Here is an 18,573-nt window from a genome sequence, read left to right as displayed (position 1 = left end):
GCCCATTTGGTCGCCGGTCGTTCGGCGCTGTGATCTCCGCAACTTGGCGTGGCTGTGCGTGTGCGCTCGAATTGCTGTGGGTATCTAATGGTCTGCCAATAGGACTCCGAACAGGGAAGTAAGCGCTATGCGCTCCGCGTCGATTGGTTCAGGCTTCGGCATTCTCGGGATGGGTGGGTACCTGCCCAGCGAGGTGGTTGACAACGAGGAGATCGCCCGGGGTGCGAACACCACCGTGGAGTGGATCGAGGAGCGCACGGGCGTGCATAGCCGTCGGCGGGCCCGTTCTGGGGAGCGGGTCGCCGACATGGCTGCGGCCGCGTGTCGGGCGGCGATGGCGGACACTGTCGGCCGGACGGGTGGACGGGCGCATCCGGAACTGCTGGTCACGGCCTGTTCCAACCCGGACCGTAGACTCCCGGCGCACGCCTTCGACGTCCACAGCCGGCTTGAGCTGGGGCACATTCCCGCGCTCAACCTGGACGCGGCGTGCGCGGGTTTCGCGCAGGGGATGGTCACCGCGCACGCCTACTACCGTGCGGGCATGGCGAGCGAGGCTCTAATCGTAGGGTCGCACCGGGTGGAGGGTTCGGTTGACATGACGGATCGCCGTGTCGCGCCGCTCTTCGGCGACGGTGCCGGTGCGTTTGTGATGGGGCCGGTGCCCGAGGGGTACGGCATCCTGGGCGAGTTGCTGCTCACCGAGTCCACGTACGTCGAGGCGCTGCACGCCCCGTATCCGGGCACCGTCCCGCTCGGCGAGGACCTGATGGACATGGACGGCCACACCCTCACGCAGGTCTTCGCGACTTTCCTGCCACAGATGATGAACAAGGTGCTCGGCGAGCTTTCGATGACCCTGCAGGATGTCGAGCACTTCATACTGCACCAGGCGAATGTCCGCATGCTGGCATCGATGGGGGACGCCCTCGGCGTGGACCCGCGACGGATCAGCACCGTCGGCAGGAGGATCGGCAACACCACCTCGGCGTCGCTCCCGCTCACTAGCGTCAAGGCCGAAGAAGAGATCGGCTTCCAGCGCGGCGATCTGATACTTTTCGCGACAGGTGGGGCCGGAGTCAACGGCGCCGTCATCGTTCTGCGGTGGTATTGATGCGGCGGGTCGCGCTGATCACAGGGGCGTCCGGGTCGATCGGGGCTGCGTTGGCACGGCGACTGGCGCCGGAGTACGACCTCGCGCTGCACGGAGGGTCCGACGGTGCGCGGCTGGCCGTTTGTTCCGCCGACTGCCGGGAGGCGGGGGCGAAAGTCACTGAACATATTGCGGACCTGGAGGACTCGGATACCGCGGCGGGTCTGATTGACGGTGTGCTCGGCGCGCACGGCCGGCTCGACGCCCTGGTGCACAACGCCGCTCACGCGGAGTCGGACAAGCTGCATCGCCTCTCGCGCGAGACGTGGCGGAAGGCGTTTGCCGTCAATGTGGACGCGCTCTACGAGTACCTGCACCACGGAGGGCGGCGGATGACCGAGGGCGGGCGGGTGATCACGATCTCTTCCGCGAACGTGCGTTTCGGCCTGCCCGGCAGCGCGGCGTACACCGCGTCGAAGGCGGCCGCGGATGCGTTGACCGGTGTCGCCGCCGCGGAACTCGGGCGGCGGGGGGTCACCTGCAACACGGTGGAGCTCGGCGTCGTCGACAACGCGCTTTCGCGCCGCACGACGCCCCCTGAGATGCTCGACCTGATCGCCGCTCGCACCGCGGTGGGGCGCAATGGCACCCCGGACGACGTGGTCGGGATCATCGCCTTTCTGCTCTCGCCCGCCGCCGCGTGGATCACCGGCACCACCATCCCTGTCGACGGAGGCCTGCGATGACTACCACCGAGAGCCCCCGCGGGTCCGGCGCCGCCGCACCGTCCGTCAACGAACTCGGCCTGATCACAGCATATCTCGCGGAGCGCCTCCCGGGTGACGGTCCACTAGTCGCCGCGCCGTTGGACCAAACGGCGGGGAACAGTCACAGCATTTACACCCTCGACCGCGACTATCACCATTGGATCCTGCGGGTCGCGCCCGCTCACGCCCAGGCCTATTTCAGAGGCGCGTTCGACCTCACCCGCGAGGCGACGATCATCGAATCCCTCGCGGGATCGGGTGTTCCGCACGCAGCCGTGGTTTTCGCGGCAGGAGACGACCGCCCGACCAGGCGAGACTTTGTCGTCCTCGATCGGATCGACGGGCGTACCCTGCACGGTGCGCCGCCGCCCAACTGTCGGACCACCGCCGACGGTGCGGCACTCGCCGAGGACATCGTCGACGTCCTCGTCCGGATCGCCGCGATCGACGTGACGACGGTGCCCGTCCGGCCTTTGCGCGGGACGTTCTGGGAATCGCAGGACCGTAAGGGCCGCGAAATGCGTGCACGGTTCCGCACCCGGGACACCCCGCTCATCGACGAGTTGGCCGAGGCCGTGACCGGGGCCCCGCCCGCGCACGAGCGAAGGGGCCTCATCCACGGCGACTACTGTCCGCTCAACATCATGGGCACGGTCGACGGTCCGCCGCGCGTCGCGGCTGTGCTGGACTGGGAGACGGCTGCCGCTGGCGACCCCCTGGTGGACCTTGCGTACCTCACGGCGCGGTGGGTCACGCCCGAGGAGGATCCGCTGATGGCGGCGTTCACACTCGGCGGCGGCGACCCGGCTGCGCACGCCCTGTTGCCACAATGGACCGCGCTCGCCGGCCGGTACGCCGCCGCCACCGGACGCGACCTCACCGACCTCCCGCGCTACCAGGGCCTGGCGATGCTCCGCCTCGCCACCGCGCTCGAGGGGCGAGTCGCCGCCAGTGCCCGGCGTGGAAACGAAGCCATGCGAGCGGGATTCGCCGCCATGGCCGACACCGCCGCGCGCCGCGGCCTCACCCTGATGGAGCAGCAATGACGAACCTCCTGGACGGTGTCCGTGTAGTCGAGCTTGCACCGCTGCTCAGCGGCGCGCTCGCCGGCATGACCCTCGCGGACCTCGGCGCCGACGTAATCAAGGTGGAGCCGCCCGGAGGCGACCTGCTTCGCCACGTCTTCGGCGCCCTCGCGCCCGGGTTCAGCCCGCCGTTCGTACAGCTGAACCGCGGGAAACGCAGCGTCACCGCGGATATGGATGCCGAGGACGACCGGACGTTCGTCGCCGAGCTGGCCCGCGACGCCGACGTTCTGGTCCTCGGATATCCGCCCTCCGCCGTCGCGCGGTGGGGCCTCGACGAGGGTTACCTCAACGCCCCACATTTGATCTACTGCAGGATCACCGGATTCGGCGCTGACACCGTCTACCGCGATCAGCCCGCCCACGGCCTCACCATGGCGGCCGTCGCGGGGGCCACGTGCGGGGGAGCGGACGCGGGCGGTGTATCCGGCGACGGCACCGCGGCCGTTGCGGTCGCGCACGCCGCGGTGGAACACGTCACTGCGGCTCTGGTGCGACGCGCCAGCACCGGACAGGGCTGCTCCCTCGATGTTTCAGGGGCCGAGGCGATGCTCGCTGCCGACGTCATGCGGGTGACATACGAAACGAACGCCGGCCGTGAGGGCGTCGACGCCGCAGCGGCCGAGGCGGTGCTCCGCGGGCCCAGGTACGCCGTCCATCGCACCAAGGGCGACGGTGCTGTCGCCTTCGCCGGTGTGGAACCCCGTCAATGGCAGCGGTTCTGCACCGCCACTGGCGCGACGGACCCCGGCGGCCTACCGGAACTGTTCGCTTCGAAGACGCTCGCCGAATGGCTCGAGCTGGGCAGAACGCACCGTCTGGCCCTAGCACCCGCCTACCGCGATGCGGGGGAGGCGCGTACCGATCCGGCTCTGACTGAGCGCGGCGCGTTCGTCGACGAGACCTCCCCGCTGTACGGGGACTTCACCTACCTCGCGCCTCCCGCACGGGTAAACGGGCAGGACTATCGACTATCCGGCCCGGCACCGGCCGCGGGCGCCGACACAGACACCGTCCGTGCGGAACTCGCGATGCGGAAAGGCGTCTGATGGCCGCCGACAGCATCCCGCACCCGCCCTGGCGCGTCCCGTTCCTCGGCGACGTGCTCGGCATCGACCGAGCGCACCCGATGCAACAGGCCACCGCTCAATTCCGCGAATGGGGACCGATCCTCAAGCGCACCTTTGCCGGCCACGACTTCGTCGCGGTCGGCTCGGCTGAGCTCGCCGACGCGGTATTCGACGACGAGAATTGGCGCAAGTACGTCGGCCCGCCCCTGCGCGCATTGCGCCCGCTCGCGGGACAAGGCATGCTCATCCAGCCCGACGGTGCCGACTGGGCGCGCGGGCACGCTGCCGCCGCACCGGCGTTCGCTCGCGGACCGATGGAGGGCTACCACCACGTCATCGTCGAGTCCCTCGATCGTGCCGCCGAATACTTGCGGTGCGCCGACGGAGCCGTCGACACGTTCGAATTCACCAGCGCCCTCACCCTCCATATCGCCTGCATGACCACCTTCGGAGAGTCCGACGTCGTGATCGGTGGCGAGCCATCGCCCGTAAGCACTGCTCTCACCAGGACTCTGCGGGCGATCACTAGCACGTCGATGATCGCGCCGCGATGGGATCGCCGCCGCCGGCCGCGGACCTGGCGTGCCTTCGATCGCGATGTCGCGATGCTGCACGAGATCGTTGACCGCGCGGCACGAAAGAGAACCGCCGACGGCGCCACACACCGGGATATCCTGCACCACCTACTCAACCCCCCGGCGGGCGTTGAGCTGCGACCCGAAGAGGTGCGCGACCACGCGGTGGTGTTCCTACTCGCAGGACACGAGACAACGGCATCGTCGATGGCGACCGCCCTGCACTTTCTGGCCACGCATCCCGACGTTGCGGACCGCGTCCGAGTAGAAGCCGCGAGCGTTGACCCGCGCGAGTACGCCGACGTCGCGCGGCTGCGGTATACGCGTGCCGTTGTCCATGAGACGCTGCGCCTGTGGCCGCCGACATCTGGCGTGTTCCGACAGGCCAAGTACGACACCCAGCTCGGTGGTCACGCTATTGCGGCCGGGGAATGGGTGTTCGTGGTTCTGCTCGCCGCGCAACGCGACACCTCATGGGGGCCGCGCGCCGACGACTTCGACCCCGACCGGTTCCTCCATCCCGAGACCGGGAAAGCCCGTGTCGCTTCGCTGTTCAAGCCGTTCGGCCACGGACCACGGCAATGTATCGGACGAGCCTTCGCGCTGCATGAGCTCACGCTCGCCCTCGCCGTGCTACTGCGTGACTTCGACGTTCACGGCGACCCGGACTACACCCTGCACATGTCCGAGGCTGTCACCACGCGACCGAAAGGATTGCAACTCCAATTCGCACACAGCGCCTGAATGAGACCCCGCTCCATCACTCGCCGACCGGCTGCGGGGCAATCAGTGAAGTAGACCACCCGACCTTGCTCACCGTTCACAACGTCTCAGGCCATCGTTCCCCAGTCCGAGCCTGTTTCAACCGGCGGCCGTGCAGATCTATGACCGATCTGATCGCGACACAAAGACGCTGATACTTGTGAACATCGCTAGCTCTCAATGTCATAATGTAGATTATCGGTGAACCGTGGATGTGGGACCCTGGGTCACCATGCGCGCCGGTCCATTCCATGTCCGTATGCAGCAGTCCGCGTTGCCGCTGGCTGTCATCACTGTTTGTGACGCACCCTCAGTCGAGTTGGCGCATCCGCCGGTCTCGCTCAACTCCGGTGCGCGATTCTCGGATTGGTAACGCAGTCATCGGCTTGCCCCGCGCGGCCGTGAGTCCCGTCTGGGTCTACGTTCGATACATGCAGGCGTTGCCGGCCCCGACCTCTCTGGTTGAGTGCCGCCGGGCCCTCATCCTGCAATTCTGTCACTGTGACGTATTTGTCGTGGGGTTTTCCCCTCGGGCGGTACTCCGTTTACAGCTCGGGTCCGCGCTCGCGGACATCGTCGACGTTCTTCATCGCCTCACGCAATTGCGCCAGCCATTCATCGGTGTGCTCGCCGACGAGCCGGACGCACCATGCCAGGGCGTCGGCCCGAGACCGCGCTACGCCGCTGTCGACCAGAGTGTCCAGGACGAGCCGTTCGGGCTGCCGCAGTCGCGTCATCACCGGAACCGCCTGATGCGTGTACAGAATTGTCGCACCAGCGCCGCGGACGCCCCACGACACGCGTCGCTGATACCGGCCCTGTGCCTCGTCGGCGATCTGCATCCGCTGCTCACGGGTATCCTCGCGGAATCGCGCGGCGCGACCCTCAAACTGGGCCGCGGATTCGTCGGCGGCCACGGGTAGGTCGCCTACCACGACGATCTCGTCGCGATCGACGGTCACCGTGGGCGGACCGTCGAACCAGGCCTCCGGGAGCCGGCCGGAGAACCAATCACCTGCATCGTCGGCGCCGGGTGTTGTACCGCGCTGGCGCCCCGGTCCTCGTCCTGTCATCATCACGACCTCCTTGAACGATGTGATGATTACATGATTACACCGCAGGTGAGGGTGTGTCGATGCGTGATCGCTCTCAGCAGAATCAGGATCAGTACGGTAGATCGGGCTCCGCGAGCTTGGCCTTGATCGTCGAGAAGACCACTTGATCGCGCGCCGCGGCGATCTTGTCGCTGGAGTGCTCGGCGAAGATCGCGTCCAACTGATCGCTGATGTTCGTCACCAGTTCGTCGGACGCCGTGGTGATGGTGCCGAGGTCGGCCCACCACGCTTCCAGCGCGGGTGCGAACTTCGACATCATCGCCTTGAACCCGCCGGGCCCGCCGCCGAGGCTCGAGTTGACGAACTGTCCGAGCACCGCCCACCGTAGACCGGGCCCCTGCGACAGCGCCTTGTCGATGTCTTCGACCGAGGCCACCCCCTCCTGCACCAGATAGAAGACCTCGCGCACCACGGCGGCCTGGATCCGATTGGCGATGTGGCCCTTCATCTCCTTACGCAGATGCACCGGCACCTTGCCCTGCGCCTGGTAGAAACTCAGGGTGCGCGCGACCACGTCTTCGCTCGTCTTCGTGCCGCCCGCGACCTCGACCAGAGGAACCACATGCGGTGGATTGAACGGGTGTCCCAGGATCATGCGTTCGGGCGCCGACATGGCCTCCTGCATATCGGAGACCTTCAGGCCGGACGAGCTGCTCGCGATGATCACGTCCGGCCCCACGGCGGTTTCGATGGACTGCAGAAGTGAGTGCTTGATGTCGATCCGCTCCGGGCCGTTCTCCTGAACGAAATCGACTCCGGCCAAGCCGGATCCGAGGTCGGAGTCGAATGTCAATTGCGCTGATTCGGAACCAGGCTGGAGCAACCCGTGCTCGCTGATCTCCGCGAGAGCGGTGTCGACGTATGCGCGGAGCCTGCCTTCGGCCCCGTCGGCCGGGTCAGTCGCGGCCACGTCGAGTCCCCGCGAGAGGTAGAACGCCGCCCAGCTGGCACCGATGGTTCCGGTGCCGACGATGCCGATCTTCCTGATATCCGTTGCCATGGTTCCACTCCCACTGTCGTCCGATTGGTTGAGTCCGGTTATCGCACCGCTGCGGCGTAAGCGATGCCGGTGAGCATCCCGAGCTTCGCGATCACCCGGGCATCGTGTGCACCGTCGAGATTCACCGCGAGGATGTTGCCTGCCAAATCGCTGACGAAGGCTCGCCGCCCCTCCCGGTCGAGCGCTAGGCCGATCCCTTCCTGAAGTCCCGTCGCGAGTACCTCTTTCGGTCCGGCCGTGGCTCCGTCGAACCGGATGCGATTCAGCGAATTTCCTTCCGGGAGGTCACCTCGGTCGGTCCAGTAGAGAGCGTTCTCGGCGTCGTCGTACTCGAGGTCGATCGGCTCGGGTAGGTCCGCAGCCACGACGGTGATGTCTCCGCGATCGTCAGGTGTCGCACCGGTGGGCAGGTCGATACCGGCGGTGAAGATGCGTCCCGTGCCGCTGTCCGGCGCGCCCTTCTGCGTCCAGAAGACCCGGTCGTTGCGGTGATCGACGGTGACGCCGACGCAATGCAGAGCCGCATCCGCGGAGTCCCTGGGAAAGACACCGGTGCGCACGAGCACTGTCACGTTCGCACCGTCGAGCCCCGACCGCATCAGGCGCATGCCCTCGCGATCGCCCCAGTACAGATGACCGCGCTCGAAGTCGCCCGTCAGCTGCTTCGGCGTCACGATCTGGCCCCATCCGATGAGCGGCTCGGTACTCCCCTGCGCGGACGTGCGAAATATCGCGCCGTCCATCTCGAAGAACTCGCCCTTGGGAACGTCGGTCGGGGTGCCCATATGTGTCCACAGGATCGACGAGGTGGATTCGTCGACCACGATGCCGTCGGGAAAGTACCCGGTGACATCGGCGACGGTACGTACGCCCGACCCGTCGGGTGCCAGTTCGATGATCTCGGCACGCGGACGGATCTGGAGGACGTACAGCTTGGCATCGGTCATGGGATCCCCTTGTCTTCGGGCTAGAGCCAGGACGGCTTCCACGAGCCGAGTGGCGTGAGCGGGTAGGTGTACGAGCCGGGAGTAGCCGACATCCGGACCGTCTCGCTGACCCCCGTGTAGGTACCGAGTGGCGTCTCGACGGTGAACTGTTCGGGATCCGGGTACACATGGCCGGGGCCGGAACCGGCAATGGAGTGGGCGAAGTCGCGGTCGAAGACGGTCATTTCCGGCAGCCACAGCGCGCACCGGGACAGCGATACCCGCACCCGGTACGAGCCGCCCTCGGTCGCGCGACGGATCAGGGCCGCCACCGCACCCGCAGCGGCGAGCCAGCCCACGACGTAGTCGCAGATCACGTAAATCGGAGGGTGCGCCGGCACCTCGTCGGTGCCCTCGATGTTGTTGAGCCCCCAGGCCGCGCCCGCGCTGATGTCGAAGCCGACGCGGTCGGACCACGGCCCCGTCTCCCCCGCGTAGAGCACTTGGACGTCGACCAGGTTCGGATTGGCGGCCTGCAGTTCGTCCGGTCCGATGCCGAACCGCTCGCGCCACCCCGGCCGACGGTTCGAGTAGTAGACGTCCGCGGTGGCCGCGAGGCCGAGGAAGGTCTCGCGCTGCGCCGGGTCTGAGAGCTCCAGGCGCGTCGACCGGGTGCCGACGTGCGAGGTGTAGTGGAAGAGCTCCTGCTCGACATCCGAAGGACGCCACACGTTGAGGACGTCGGCGCCGTGCAGTGCCAATCCCCTCCCGATCGACGGCCCGGCGATCACGTGTGCGGTGCCCAGCGCCCGGATCCCGTCGAGCGGCGAGCGCGGATTCGTGGTGAACGGCACCGGCTCACCGTCGGCTACCTTATCGACGCTGATCAGCGGCATCGCGCCCACGGACTCCGTGAAGGCCGGATGTGTGACGATGTCGGAGACGGGCCGAGCCAACGCCCCGACCACGCCGGCGTCGGCAGCGGCGCGTTCGAGCTCCGCACCGTCCCAGCGGGCGACTGCATCGGCGATCGCATCCCCGGATCCGCCGGCGCCGAGAAGCCGCACTGCCCGCTCACGAATGGCGGGATAGATGTTGAGCATCATGATCCACTGGCCGTCGCGGGTGCGATGGAACAACGGGTTGGGAGAACCGAAGGGGTTATACGGGTCGGCCTTACCGGGGAACCCGTTGACCAATTCCCACTTCCCCTCGGCGAACGGCGAAAACCGGCGGAGGGCGAGCGGCACGTCGACGTGGATATCCTGTCCGATACCGGTGCGCACGCGCCAGGCTTTGGCGATCAGAGCCGCTTTCGCGGCGAGGCCGACCGCCGACATCGTCCCGAATGGAAGGCGGCTGGCGATGATGGGGTCGGCGCCCGAAAAGCTCAGGTCTCCACCGATATCCGCCACTTCAGCGCCACACATCGCGAGGACCTGATCAAGGTGACCGCGCACCGGAACGTCTGCCTGTGTTCGCGGTGCCGCGAGATTCGACAACAGGCGCGCCGCGAGTTCGCTCGACGTCTCCACCTCGTGGCCCCGCTTTCACAATGAAGTGTGATGTGCGGCGAAGACGTGCGACGTGCGGCGCCACTGAAATGCGTTGCACTTCGAATCAATTCGCTTCGCGTAAATCCGAGAGTACTGCCACCGACAGCGGTGTGCGCGCACTCTTCTCGGAATTGCGAACGTATTGTCTGATCTAGGCTTACCTGGAAACATGATTGGCGATATGCAATCGCATAATGCGGCTACGGCTGCTCGGCTGCGTAGGCTCGTGCCCAGTTTCCGAACTCGCAGGCAAGGTGCCACTCGTGCGCGCGGAGCAGGCGGCGCGGGGTTAGTGCGGGAAATTGCACGGACAGCGACGCCTCCATTGCGCCACCTCGATCGCGGAGCTGGTGGCGCACGCCGCCGATGACTGGTCCGTCATCGAGGCGCGCCTCCCCAGCGATCTGAAGCGGGAAGGTCGAGTCGGAGGGGATCGCAACACCGGTGGTTGCGGTGTAGTCCACGACGAAGCGGGACGCCGCGGGAGCGCCGCCCGTGGTTTCCACGACCTCTTGGTGACCAGATGGCGTGCGGCGCAGCAAGTAGTGGTCCGGGCAGGCGCTGAGCATCTGGACACGGCGGTCCTCGTCGACCAGGGAGGTGAACCATCGGGCGAACCCATCGGCGGAGACGTCCTCGACGCGAATAGACGTGTGGGCGAACGCGAACCGGCGCTGTCGGGCCCCGACTCGCGCAACCCTCTCCGATGCGGCGAGCTCACGTTTGAGCATTGCGTACGTACCGACCGGACCGAGGGCGAGTTTTGCAGCAGTGAGTGCCGCGCGGAGGTCGTCCGCCGGCAACGCGACGAGGTTCGCTGGGTTGTCGCCGGTGGCCTCGCGGAATCCTCGTTGTCCGAGGTGTCGGGCCAGTTTGCGCACGACCGCCCGTGCGCGCCGAGATTCCCAGGCGTCGATGTCGCCCTGCTCGATGACCGTGTTGTTGATCGACGTAGTGATCCGAGGTGTCACACCCACTCCTTTATCGCTATCAAGTATAGCGATAAAGCGCACCGCCTGCGACCCTCGCGGATCTCGCGGGGCCGATGTGCATGGCGTACAAATGCACCATGATCGCTAGGGAAGAAGCTCCGCAGCCGCGTCGGCGCACTGGCGGCCGCTCGGCCCGGGTTCGTCGCGCCGTGCTGGAGGCAACGATCGCCCAGCTCGGGGAACGCGGCCTCGACGGACTCTCAATCGCCGAGGTCGCCAGTCACGCAGGGGTGGCCGAGACGACCGTCTATCGCCGCTGGCCAACGCGCACCGCGCTCGTGGCGGACGCCGTCTCCGACCTGGCTGCGAGCGGGAATCCGGCCCCTGATCTCGGCGACGTCCGCACCGACCTCACTCGAGTTGCTGAGCAGATTGCGGGGCTCCTCTCCATGCCGGGCATCCCCGGGCTGATCGGCACCGTGCTCGCGATGGCGGCCGATCCGCACGTCGCCGCGTCGCGGCAGGAATTCTTCGATGCGCGAATCGGCATGATTGCCCCCGTCGTCCGTAGGGCGATCGCACGCGGTGAACTGGATTCCGGTGTGGACGAACGCGACGTGATCGAGACATTGGCAGCGCCGTTGTACTTCTGCGTGGTCGTCGGTGGTGAGTTGGACGACGCGGCTGTGCGGCGGAGTGTGGACCGATGTCTACGTGTGCACGCCTCGCCCTGAGTATGCGATCACGAATAGTGGCTGAGGGATGCACTAAGTCCCTTTGCTTAATCGCAGTGGTGATTCAGAAAGGGTTTTCGGATGTGTCGAAACCCTTTGCGCTGCGGTTCTTCTCGGGGCGAAAACCAATGCAGGATGGGCCCACACTGTTATCGTGAAATCATGGCGAATGAAGAGCTGTCGATCCTGCGTCGTGCCCAGGAATTGGTCAAGAGTCACGATGAGCAGGCCCGCGCCCAACGAGTCGAACGCGAGGGCAAGGTGCGCCAGGTGGCCGCCATGATCGCGACCTACAGCAAGGATTGCTCACAGCGCCTCTCCGAGGTGCTTGAGATCTCGGCGAAAGATAAGCCGGCCCCGGTGCTGAAATGGCGGCTTTCGGAGTCCGGCGAGAAGCTCATCTCATTCAACCCGGTCGACAACGACCTCATGGTGGACATGCACCGGATGCCCATGTTGGTCACTGATATCGAGGGCTATGCCGTTGGTGTGAAGCACCTGCTCGGCACCGACGTGTACGAGTTCGGACTCACCTGCGGCGCCGACAATTGGAGCGGGTTCGACGATCTCGAGTCCTTCGGGCGGTCGACGCTCGATTCGATGGGTGGCCGGTACAAGTGGGGTGAGGCGAAGTTCTCCCAGTACAACGCGTGATCGTCGCGGAGTGACGGTAGCCTGATCCGGTTGCCGCCTCGACGACACCAGGAGCGTTCATGTCTGTGCCCGCCGTGCACATCGCCGACACTCACGAGATGATCCGCGTGCACGGTGCGCGCGAGAACAACCTCAAGAATGTGAGCATCGAGCTGCCGAAACGACGGCTCACCGTGTTCACCGGCGTATCCGGGTCCGGCAAGAGCTCGCTGGTGTTCGGGACCATCGCGGCCGAGTCGCAGCGACTGATCAATGAGACCTACAGCGCCTTCGTGCAGGGCTTCATGCCCACCCTTGCGCGACCCGACGTCGACGTCCTCGACGGACTCACCACCGCGATCATCGTCGGTCAAGAACGGATCGGGTCCGACCCGCGGTCGACCGTCGGCACGGCGACCGACGCGAACGCCATGCTCCGGATCTTGTTCAGCCGCTTGGCCACCCCGCATATCGGTTCGCCCCAGGCGTACTCGTTCAACGTCGCCTCGGTCAGCGGTGCCGGCGCGGTCAAACACGGTAAGGGCGGACGCGAAGTCACAGAGCGGGTCAGCTTCAGCATCACCGGCGGCATGTGCCCGCGCTGCGAGGGCCGCGGTTCGGTCAACGACATCGATCTGACGGCGCTCTACGACGACAGCAAGTCACTCGACGAGAATCCGTTCACCATCCCCGGCTACAGCATGGATGGCTGGCAGGGCCGGATCTATCGTGGTAGCGGCTTCTTCGATCCGGCCAAACCGATCGCGAAATACACCAAGCGTGAGCTGAACGACCTGCTCTACAAGGAGCCCACCAAGATCAAGGTGGAGGGGATCAATCTCACCTACGAGGGAATCATCCCCAAGATTCAGAAATCCTTCCTATCGAAGGACGTCGACGCGATGCAGCCGCACGTTCGCGCGTTCGTCGAGCGCGCCGTCGCGTTCAGCGTGTGCCCGGAGTGCGATGGCACCCGGCTCTCGGAACTCGCCCGGTCGTCGACGATCAACGGCACGTCCATCGCCGACTGCTGCGCGATGCAGATCAACGAGCTCGCCGACTGGATCCGCACCGTCGACGATCCGTCCGTTGCTCCTCTGCTGGAGAACCTCCAGCAGACCCTGGACTCGTTCGTCGAGATCGGGCTGGGCTACCTCTCGCTCGACCGGCCCGCAGGCACACTGTCGGGCGGCGAGGCGCAGCGCACCAAGATGATCCGGCACCTGAACAGCTCGCTCACCGACATCACCTACGTGTTCGACGAGCCCACGATCGGCCTGCACCCGCACGACATCGCCCGGATGAACGATCTGCTGTTGCGGCTGCGCGACAAGGGCAACACCGTGCTCGTCGTCGAACACAAGCCAGAGGCGATCGCGATCGCCGACCACGTCGTCGACCTCGGGCCCCGGGCCGGTACCGCGGGCGGAGAGATCGTCTTCGAAGGCACCGTCGAAGACCTACGGGCGGCGGACACTCTCACCGGGCGTCACCTCGACGATCGGGCTCGACTGAAGGAAGAGGTTCGCACTCCGTCGGGTCACCTCGAAGTACGGGGCGCGACCGAGCACAACCTCCAGGACGTCGACGTCGATATCCCCCTCGGTGTGCTCGTCGTGGTCACCGGTGTCGCAGGTTCCGGGAAGAGTTCGCTGATCCACGGCTCCGTGAGCCCGCGCGAGGGCGTCGTCACCGTCGACCAGACCCCGATCAAGGGCAGCCGGCGTAGCAATCCCGCGACCTACACCGGCCTGCTCGATCACATCCGCAAGGCCTTCGCCAAAGTCAATGGCGTCAAACCGGGCCTGTTCAGCGCCAATTCCGAGGGAGCCTGCCCCGCGTGCAACGGCGCCGGCGTCATCTACACCGACCTCGGCATCATGGCGGGCGTCTCCACCACCTGTGAAGAGTGCGAGGGCAAACGGTTCCAAGCATCGGTTCTCGACTACCACTTCGGCGGTAAGGACATCAGCGAAGTGCTTGCACTACCGGTCGCCGAGGCGCTCGAGTTCTTCGGTACGGGTGAGGCGAAGATCCCCGCCGCCCACAAGATCCTCGGCCACCTCGACGACGTGGGCCTGGGCTACGTCGGGCTGGGGCAACCGCTGACCACTCTCTCGGGCGGCGAGCGTCAGCGACTCAAGCTCGCCACGCACATGGGTGACAAGGGCGGCGTCCTGGTGCTCGACGAGCCCACCACCGGTCTGCACCTCGCCGATGTGGAGCAACTACTCGCGTTGCTGGACCGACTGGTCGATTCCGGCAAGTCGGTGATCGTGATCGAGCACCACCAGGCGGTGATGGCCCACGGCGACTGGATCATCGATATCGGACCCGGAGCCGGCCACGATGGCGGCCGGATCGTGTTCGAGGGCACCCCCGCCGATCTGGTCGCGGGACGAACGTCCCTGACCGCAGAGCACCTGGCCACCTACATCCGGGACTGACGGCGCGCTGACAGCGACTGCACAGGAGACTCGCCTACTATCGCGGCGTGGCCACTGTTGAAAATCGTCGCCCGTCCGGAGCGGTGCTGATCGTCACCGGCGCGCTGGGACTCCTTGCGTCTGCGATGCTGACCATCGACCGGATCAAGCTCCTCCAGGATCCCTCGTTCCGACCGGGATGCAGCATCGACGGTGTGCTGTCGTGCGGGTCGATCATGGAGTCGGCGCAGGGTGCTGTGTTCGGATTCCCCAACCCCCTGCTCGGCCTGGTGGCGTTCACCGTTGTGATCGTGACCGGCGTACTCACCGCTGGTGGTGTGCCGCTCCCCCGGTGGTACTGGACCGGCCTGGCGGTCGGATCGGCGGCGGGCCTGGTGCTCCTGATGTATCTGATCCACGCCAGCCTCTACGACATCAGGGCACTGTGCCTGTGGTGCATGCTGGTGTGGACCGTGCAGCCCGTGGTGACCGCGGTAGCGACCGCCGGCGCGCTCGGCGAGCGGGCCACCCTGCAGGTCAAGCAGGGCTTGGCCGCACTCGTCCTGGTCTGGTACATCGTGGTCATCACGCTGATCGCGACCGCCTTCTGGGACTACTGGAGCAGCAAGTTCTAGCGACTCGCTCAGTTCCAGGTGTCCTCGAGCATGCGCGGCCGGCATGCCTGGTAGGCGCCGACACCCAGGATCACCAGGCACACGAACAGCATCATGAAGGGTGCGGTCCATCCACCGGTCATCTCGTGCAGCAGGCCGAAGCCCAGCGGGCCGGCGCATGCGGCGAGGTAGCCCACTCCCTGCATGAAACCCGACAGGGCGGCCGACCCGGCGCCGGTACGGGTGCGCAGGTTGACGAGGGTGAGCGCCATCGGGAATGTGGTCGGTCCGAGGCCGGCCGCGATCACCCACAACCAGGTGTTGGTCATCGGCGCGAGCAGCAGGCCGAGGAAACCGATCACGAAGAACATCAGGAAGACCAGGACCAGCGGGAACGGGTTACGCATCCGCACGCAGATTCCCGGGATCACCAAGGTGGCCACGAAGCCGACGCCGGAGAAGAGGGCGACCATATTGCCGCCCAGGGCTGCACTGCCACCCGAGTCCGAGAGGATCGTCGGGATCCAGGTGAACATCGAGTACGTGCACAGCGAGGTCATGCCGAACATGGCGGCCGCGCCCCACGCGAGCGGAGAGCGCCACACCTGGCCCTTGGGCTCGGCGATCTCCTCCGCGGAGACATCGGCGACGTCGTGGCCACGGCGGGCCAGGACGATGCCGAGCCACGGAAGGAAGGCGGCGATCGGGATGATCGCCCACATGCCGAGCGAGAAGCGCCAACCCAGGGCGTCGGCCACCGGGACCGCGGTCAGTGCGGGCACCATCGTGCCCAATTGGACGCACGTGAGGTACGCCGTGCTGAGGAACGCGACGCGCTCCGAGAAGTAGCGCTTGACCAACGGCGGGATCACCACGTTTCCGATGCCCATGCCGAGCAGCGCCAGGCACGAGAAGGCCAGCAGACCTCCGGTGCCGGACATGGTCGCGCGCACCGCCACGCCGATCGCCGTGGCGGCCACCGCCATCAGGGTGGTGCGTTCGAGGCCGAACCGGCCGGTCAGTATCGGGGTCACGATGCCCGCGGCGGCGAACATCGCGGTCGGAAGCATGCCGAAGACGCCGATCACCGTGGCGCCGAAACCGACCTCGTGACTGATCTCAGTGAGCAGCGGCGTCAGCGAGGTCACGGCGGCGCGCAGCGTCAAGGCGAACAGCAGGATCGCCACAAGGACCAGTGCGCGGCCCTGCATCATCGATCGCACGACGGTACTGCCCTCCGACGTCTCCGGATCGGTCGCGGTGCTGGTCATTCGGCCTCCTTACGGTCGAGGCAAATCATAGGATGAATGGACGTATAGTGGCAAGGTGATAACGCGCGGATAGGATGAATGTGATGCAGCCCGTACGACGACAGACCTTGATCGCGCAGGTCACCGAGCAACTCCGCGCCGAGATCGCAGGTGGCCGTTGGCCTGTGGGCAGCCGGATCCCCACCGAGACCGAGCTGCGCGAGCTCACCGGTACCGCGCGCAACACCGTCCGTGAGGCCGTGCAGGCGCTCGTCCATGCCGGAATGCTGGAGCGCCGCCAGGGGTCGGGAACCTACGTGCTGTCGGCATGCGCCTCCTCGGCGCTGGGCGACTACTTCTCCGCAGCACGCGACACCGACCTTCTGGAACTGCGCGAGGCGCTCGACGTGACCGCCGCGGGCCTCGCCGCGCTCCGCCGCGACGAGGACGACATCATCGAGCTTCGCCGCCTGCTCGCTCGCCGCAACGAATTGTGGTCGCCGGAGCGGGTGGCCGCGGGCAGTGAGGAGGAGGCGGTGCGGGCCGACCTCGCCATGCACCGCGGCATCGTCGCCGCCAGTCACAACACCGTTTACCTCGAGTTCTACGACTCCCTCGTGCCGGTTCTGCAGGAGCAGCTGGAGGAGTTCCCCGTCGGTGCCGCAACCTCGTACGAATCGGGTCACATCACGCTCGTCGAGGCGGTGATCGCCGGCGACGCCCAGGGTGCGCGGGATGCGGCGCAGCATCTGCTCAACGAGGTTCGGCTGCGTCGCCGCTGACCTCAGATACCCCAGTGGGGTATCCTTTCGGCGTGCGAGCGGTGCGAACGAGAGCGGTGGCCTTCGGGTTCGCCGTCGTCCTCGGGCTCGCGGTGATTCTCATGCACACCGGGCTCACGCCGGCCGGGCACCAGATGCCCACCGCCGGGCATGATGCGCCGCCCACCGCCACGGCGGCCGGCCTTCAGCACGAGACGCACGCGGGTAAGCCGTCCCTCGATGCCGTTCACGATCACCAGGCGCATGACTGCGCGGGCCCCGTCGTCACACACTCGTCGATCGGCTCCCCCGCGCTGGTCGCCGTTCTTCCCTACCTCGACGCCGGCGTGGGCCAGGAACCTCGCGCCCGTGCAGCCCTCGCCCGCGGCCCCCCGCCCTGGACCGTCCTCTCCCTCACCGACCTCTGCCTCCTACGGATCTGATCGACGCCCGCGCGCGGCCCCGCCGCGGCGCGCTCGCAGCTATCCACAACCAGCAGACTCCGAGTGAGGAACCGACAACCATGACCATCTCTCGTACCCGTATGGCCACAGCCCTGACCGCATTCGCCGCGGCAACATCGATCCTGTCGGCCTGTTCGTCGGCAGATCAGGGGGCTACGGCCGCCCGATCCACTCCCGACGGCGGACACGGCGGCCACGCGGCGTCCTCGGCCGCTTCCTCCGCCGCGGTCACAGCGGCGTTCAACGACACCGACGTGACCTTCGCGACCATGATGTACCCGCACCACGCCCAGGCCGTGGACATGGCGAACATGGTCGACGGTAAGAACGCGAGTACCGACGTCGTCGGTCTCGCCGCCGAGATCAAAGGCGCCCAGCAACCCGAAATGGACGCGTTCACGCGCCTACTCGCGTCGTGGGGCAAGCCCGCCCCTTCAGCGACGATGGCACATGCGATGGACGGCATGATGACGCCCGACCAGATGCAACGCCTGAATACATTGCGTGGCGCTGAGTTCGATCGGGAATGGCTGACGATGATGATCGAGCACCATCGCGGCGCGATCGCCATGGCCGATACCGAACTCGCATCCGGGGTCAATGAGGAGGCTCGCCGGATCGCCTCCGCGATCAAGGCGGGACAACAGGCCGAAATCGGCCGGATGCAGAAGCTGCTCGGCTGATTCGACGCAGTGGGGCGGCGTCCTCGGGGCGCGCCGCCCCACTGCTTTCCGGTGGTGGAGCGAGCCCGTCGAGTGCTCATTCGCACGGGTACAAAAAGGGCTGAAAGCGACGATTGAGGAAGGGTGG

General features: G+C 66.6%; 18 protein-coding genes. 12 read left to right on the top strand and 6 right to left on the bottom strand.

All coding sequences use genetic code 11. The features are described 5' to 3' along the window. The first annotated feature begins 127 nt into the window (after positions 1-127). From TPAU_RS11170 to TPAU_RS11150, 5 genes are read left to right on the top strand one after another with little or no spacing between them, the layout of a single operon-like run. Positions 128-1,114 carry a 3-oxoacyl-ACP synthase III family protein gene (locus TPAU_RS11170; protein WP_013126862.1) on the top strand — a complete coding sequence of 329 codons (987 nt, stop codon included), beginning with the start codon at positions 128-130 and terminating at the stop codon, positions 1,112-1,114. Beyond that, the gene (locus TPAU_RS11165; protein ID WP_013126861.1) at positions 1,114-1,839 is read left to right on the top strand and encodes an SDR family NAD(P)-dependent oxidoreductase; all 726 of its coding nucleotides are present in this window, start codon (positions 1,114-1,116) and stop codon (positions 1,837-1,839) included. Before TPAU_RS11170 ends, TPAU_RS11165 begins: the two co-directional genes overlap by 1 nt. Further along, entirely contained in the window at positions 1,836-2,906 is a 1,071-nt protein-coding gene (locus tag TPAU_RS11160) for a phosphotransferase family protein (protein ID WP_013126860.1), read from the top strand. Before TPAU_RS11165 ends, TPAU_RS11160 begins: the two co-directional genes overlap by 4 nt. Next, the gene (locus TPAU_RS11155) at positions 2,903-3,994 is read left to right on the top strand and encodes a CaiB/BaiF CoA transferase family protein (RefSeq protein ID WP_013126859.1); all 1,092 of its coding nucleotides are present in this window, start codon (positions 2,903-2,905) and stop codon (positions 3,992-3,994) included. Before TPAU_RS11160 ends, TPAU_RS11155 begins: the two co-directional genes overlap by 4 nt. Beyond that, a complete protein-coding gene (locus TPAU_RS11150) occupies positions 3,994-5,334 on the top strand; it encodes a cytochrome P450 (RefSeq protein ID WP_013126858.1) in 1,341 nt (446 codons plus the stop codon). Before TPAU_RS11155 ends, TPAU_RS11150 begins: the two co-directional genes overlap by 1 nt. Before the next feature lie 563 nt (positions 5,335-5,897). Here TPAU_RS11150 and TPAU_RS11145 read toward each other — a convergent pair. The 5 genes from TPAU_RS11145 to TPAU_RS11125 form a co-directional block, all read right to left on the bottom strand. After that, complete coding sequence (locus tag TPAU_RS11145) at positions 5,898-6,428, bottom strand: hypothetical protein (protein ID WP_013126857.1); 531 nt, start codon at positions 6,426-6,428, stop codon at positions 5,898-5,900. Positions 6,429-6,516: 88 nt separating this feature from the next. After that, positions 6,517-7,467 carry a 3-hydroxyacyl-CoA dehydrogenase NAD-binding domain-containing protein gene (locus TPAU_RS11140; protein WP_013126856.1) on the bottom strand — a complete coding sequence of 317 codons (951 nt, stop codon included), beginning with the start codon at positions 7,465-7,467 and terminating at the stop codon, positions 6,517-6,519. Positions 7,468-7,505: 38 nt separating this feature from the next. Continuing rightward, complete coding sequence (locus TPAU_RS11135) at positions 7,506-8,414, bottom strand: YncE family protein (RefSeq protein WP_013126855.1); 909 nt, start codon at positions 8,412-8,414, stop codon at positions 7,506-7,508. Positions 8,415-8,434: 20 nt separating this feature from the next. Then, positions 8,435-9,733, bottom strand: a complete 1,299-nt coding sequence (locus TPAU_RS11130) for a CoA transferase (protein WP_160160263.1) — start codon at positions 9,731-9,733, stop codon at positions 8,435-8,437. Positions 9,734-10,149: 416 nt separating this feature from the next. Then, positions 10,150-10,920: a hypothetical protein gene (locus TPAU_RS11125; RefSeq protein WP_013126853.1), complete on the bottom strand. Its 771-nt coding sequence runs from the start codon at positions 10,918-10,920 to the stop codon at positions 10,150-10,152. 170 nt (positions 10,921-11,090) lie between these two features. Between TPAU_RS11125 and TPAU_RS11120 the strand changes: the two genes are divergently transcribed. From TPAU_RS11120 to TPAU_RS11105, 4 genes are all read left to right on the top strand, one after another. After that, positions 11,091-11,615, top strand: coding sequence for a TetR/AcrR family transcriptional regulator (locus tag TPAU_RS11120; protein WP_245537913.1), 525 nt, complete (start codon positions 11,091-11,093; stop codon positions 11,613-11,615). A gap of 162 nt (positions 11,616-11,777) precedes the next feature. Continuing rightward, positions 11,778-12,269 (top strand): hypothetical protein, encoded by a 492-nt coding sequence (locus TPAU_RS11115; protein ID WP_013126851.1) that lies wholly within the window; start codon positions 11,778-11,780, stop codon positions 12,267-12,269. A 59-nt stretch (positions 12,270-12,328) separates the two neighbouring features. Continuing rightward, the gene (locus tag TPAU_RS11110) at positions 12,329-14,695 is read left to right on the top strand and encodes an ATP-binding cassette domain-containing protein (RefSeq protein WP_013126850.1); all 2,367 of its coding nucleotides are present in this window, start codon (positions 12,329-12,331) and stop codon (positions 14,693-14,695) included. Positions 14,696-14,742: 47 nt separating this feature from the next. Further along, positions 14,743-15,309 (top strand): vitamin K epoxide reductase family protein, encoded by a 567-nt coding sequence (locus tag TPAU_RS11105; RefSeq protein ID WP_147291086.1) that lies wholly within the window; start codon positions 14,743-14,745, stop codon positions 15,307-15,309. Positions 15,310-15,317: 8 nt separating this feature from the next. Here the strand turns inward: TPAU_RS11105 and TPAU_RS11100 are convergent, their stop codons facing one another. Continuing rightward, a complete protein-coding gene (locus tag TPAU_RS11100; RefSeq protein ID WP_013126848.1) occupies positions 15,318-16,559 on the bottom strand; it encodes a CynX/NimT family MFS transporter in 1,242 nt (413 codons plus the stop codon). Between the two features lie 83 nt (positions 16,560-16,642). Here TPAU_RS11100 and TPAU_RS11095 point away from each other — a divergent pair, with 83 nt between their 5' ends. The 3 genes from TPAU_RS11095 to TPAU_RS11085 all read left to right on the top strand — a co-directional run bounded on the left by TPAU_RS11095 (position 16,643) and on the right by TPAU_RS11085 (position 18,446). Continuing rightward, entirely contained in the window at positions 16,643-17,320 is a 678-nt protein-coding gene (locus TPAU_RS11095; protein ID WP_013126847.1) for a FadR/GntR family transcriptional regulator, read from the top strand. Positions 17,321-17,352: 32 nt separating this feature from the next. Then, the gene (locus TPAU_RS11090) at positions 17,353-17,742 is read left to right on the top strand and encodes a hypothetical protein (protein ID WP_147291085.1); all 390 of its coding nucleotides are present in this window, start codon (positions 17,353-17,355) and stop codon (positions 17,740-17,742) included. Between the two features lie 80 nt (positions 17,743-17,822). After that, a complete protein-coding gene (locus tag TPAU_RS11085; RefSeq protein WP_013126845.1) occupies positions 17,823-18,446 on the top strand; it encodes a DUF305 domain-containing protein in 624 nt (207 codons plus the stop codon). The last annotated feature ends 127 nt before the right edge of the window (positions 18,447-18,573 follow it).

The sequence above is a fragment of the Tsukamurella paurometabola DSM 20162 genome, from assembly GCF_000092225.1.
GTDB classification, from domain to species: Bacteria; Actinomycetota; Actinomycetes; order Mycobacteriales; family Mycobacteriaceae; genus Tsukamurella; species Tsukamurella paurometabola.
This window is presented reverse-complemented; position numbering and strand designations above follow the sequence as displayed.

What these genes read in the sequence shown, in the direction of transcription:
- TPAU_RS11170 (WP_013126862.1), top strand. Translation starts at nt 128, where the DNA reads ATGCGCTCCGCGTCGATTGGTTCAGGCTTCGGCATTCTCGGGATGGGT.
- TPAU_RS11165 (WP_013126861.1), top strand. Translation starts at nt 1,114, where the DNA reads ATGCGGCGGGTCGCGCTGATCACAGGGGCGTCCGGGTCGATCGGGGCT.
- TPAU_RS11160 (WP_013126860.1), top strand. Translation starts at nt 1,836, where the DNA reads ATGACTACCACCGAGAGCCCCCGCGGGTCCGGCGCCGCCGCACCGTCC.
- TPAU_RS11155 (WP_013126859.1), top strand. Translation starts at nt 2,903, where the DNA reads ATGACGAACCTCCTGGACGGTGTCCGTGTAGTCGAGCTTGCACCGCTG.
- TPAU_RS11150 (WP_013126858.1), top strand. Translation starts at nt 3,994, where the DNA reads ATGGCCGCCGACAGCATCCCGCACCCGCCCTGGCGCGTCCCGTTCCTC.
- TPAU_RS11145 (WP_013126857.1), bottom strand. Translation starts at nt 6,428, where the DNA reads ATGATGACAGGACGAGGACCGGGGCGCCAGCGCGGTACAACACCCGGC.
- TPAU_RS11140 (WP_013126856.1), bottom strand. Translation starts at nt 7,467, where the DNA reads ATGGCAACGGATATCAGGAAGATCGGCATCGTCGGCACCGGAACCATC.
- TPAU_RS11135 (WP_013126855.1), bottom strand. Translation starts at nt 8,414, where the DNA reads ATGACCGATGCCAAGCTGTACGTCCTCCAGATCCGTCCGCGTGCCGAG.
- TPAU_RS11130 (WP_160160263.1), bottom strand. Translation starts at nt 9,733, where the DNA reads ATGTCGGCGGTCGGCCTCGCCGCGAAAGCGGCTCTGATCGCCAAAGCC.
- TPAU_RS11115 (WP_013126851.1), top strand. Translation starts at nt 11,778, where the DNA reads ATGGCGAATGAAGAGCTGTCGATCCTGCGTCGTGCCCAGGAATTGGTC.
- TPAU_RS11110 (WP_013126850.1), top strand. Translation starts at nt 12,329, where the DNA reads ATGTCTGTGCCCGCCGTGCACATCGCCGACACTCACGAGATGATCCGC.
- TPAU_RS11100 (WP_013126848.1), bottom strand. Translation starts at nt 16,559, where the DNA reads ATGACCAGCACCGCGACCGATCCGGAGACGTCGGAGGGCAGTACCGTC.
- TPAU_RS11095 (WP_013126847.1), top strand. Translation starts at nt 16,643, where the DNA reads ATGCAGCCCGTACGACGACAGACCTTGATCGCGCAGGTCACCGAGCAA.
- TPAU_RS11085 (WP_013126845.1), top strand. Translation starts at nt 17,823, where the DNA reads ATGACCATCTCTCGTACCCGTATGGCCACAGCCCTGACCGCATTCGCC.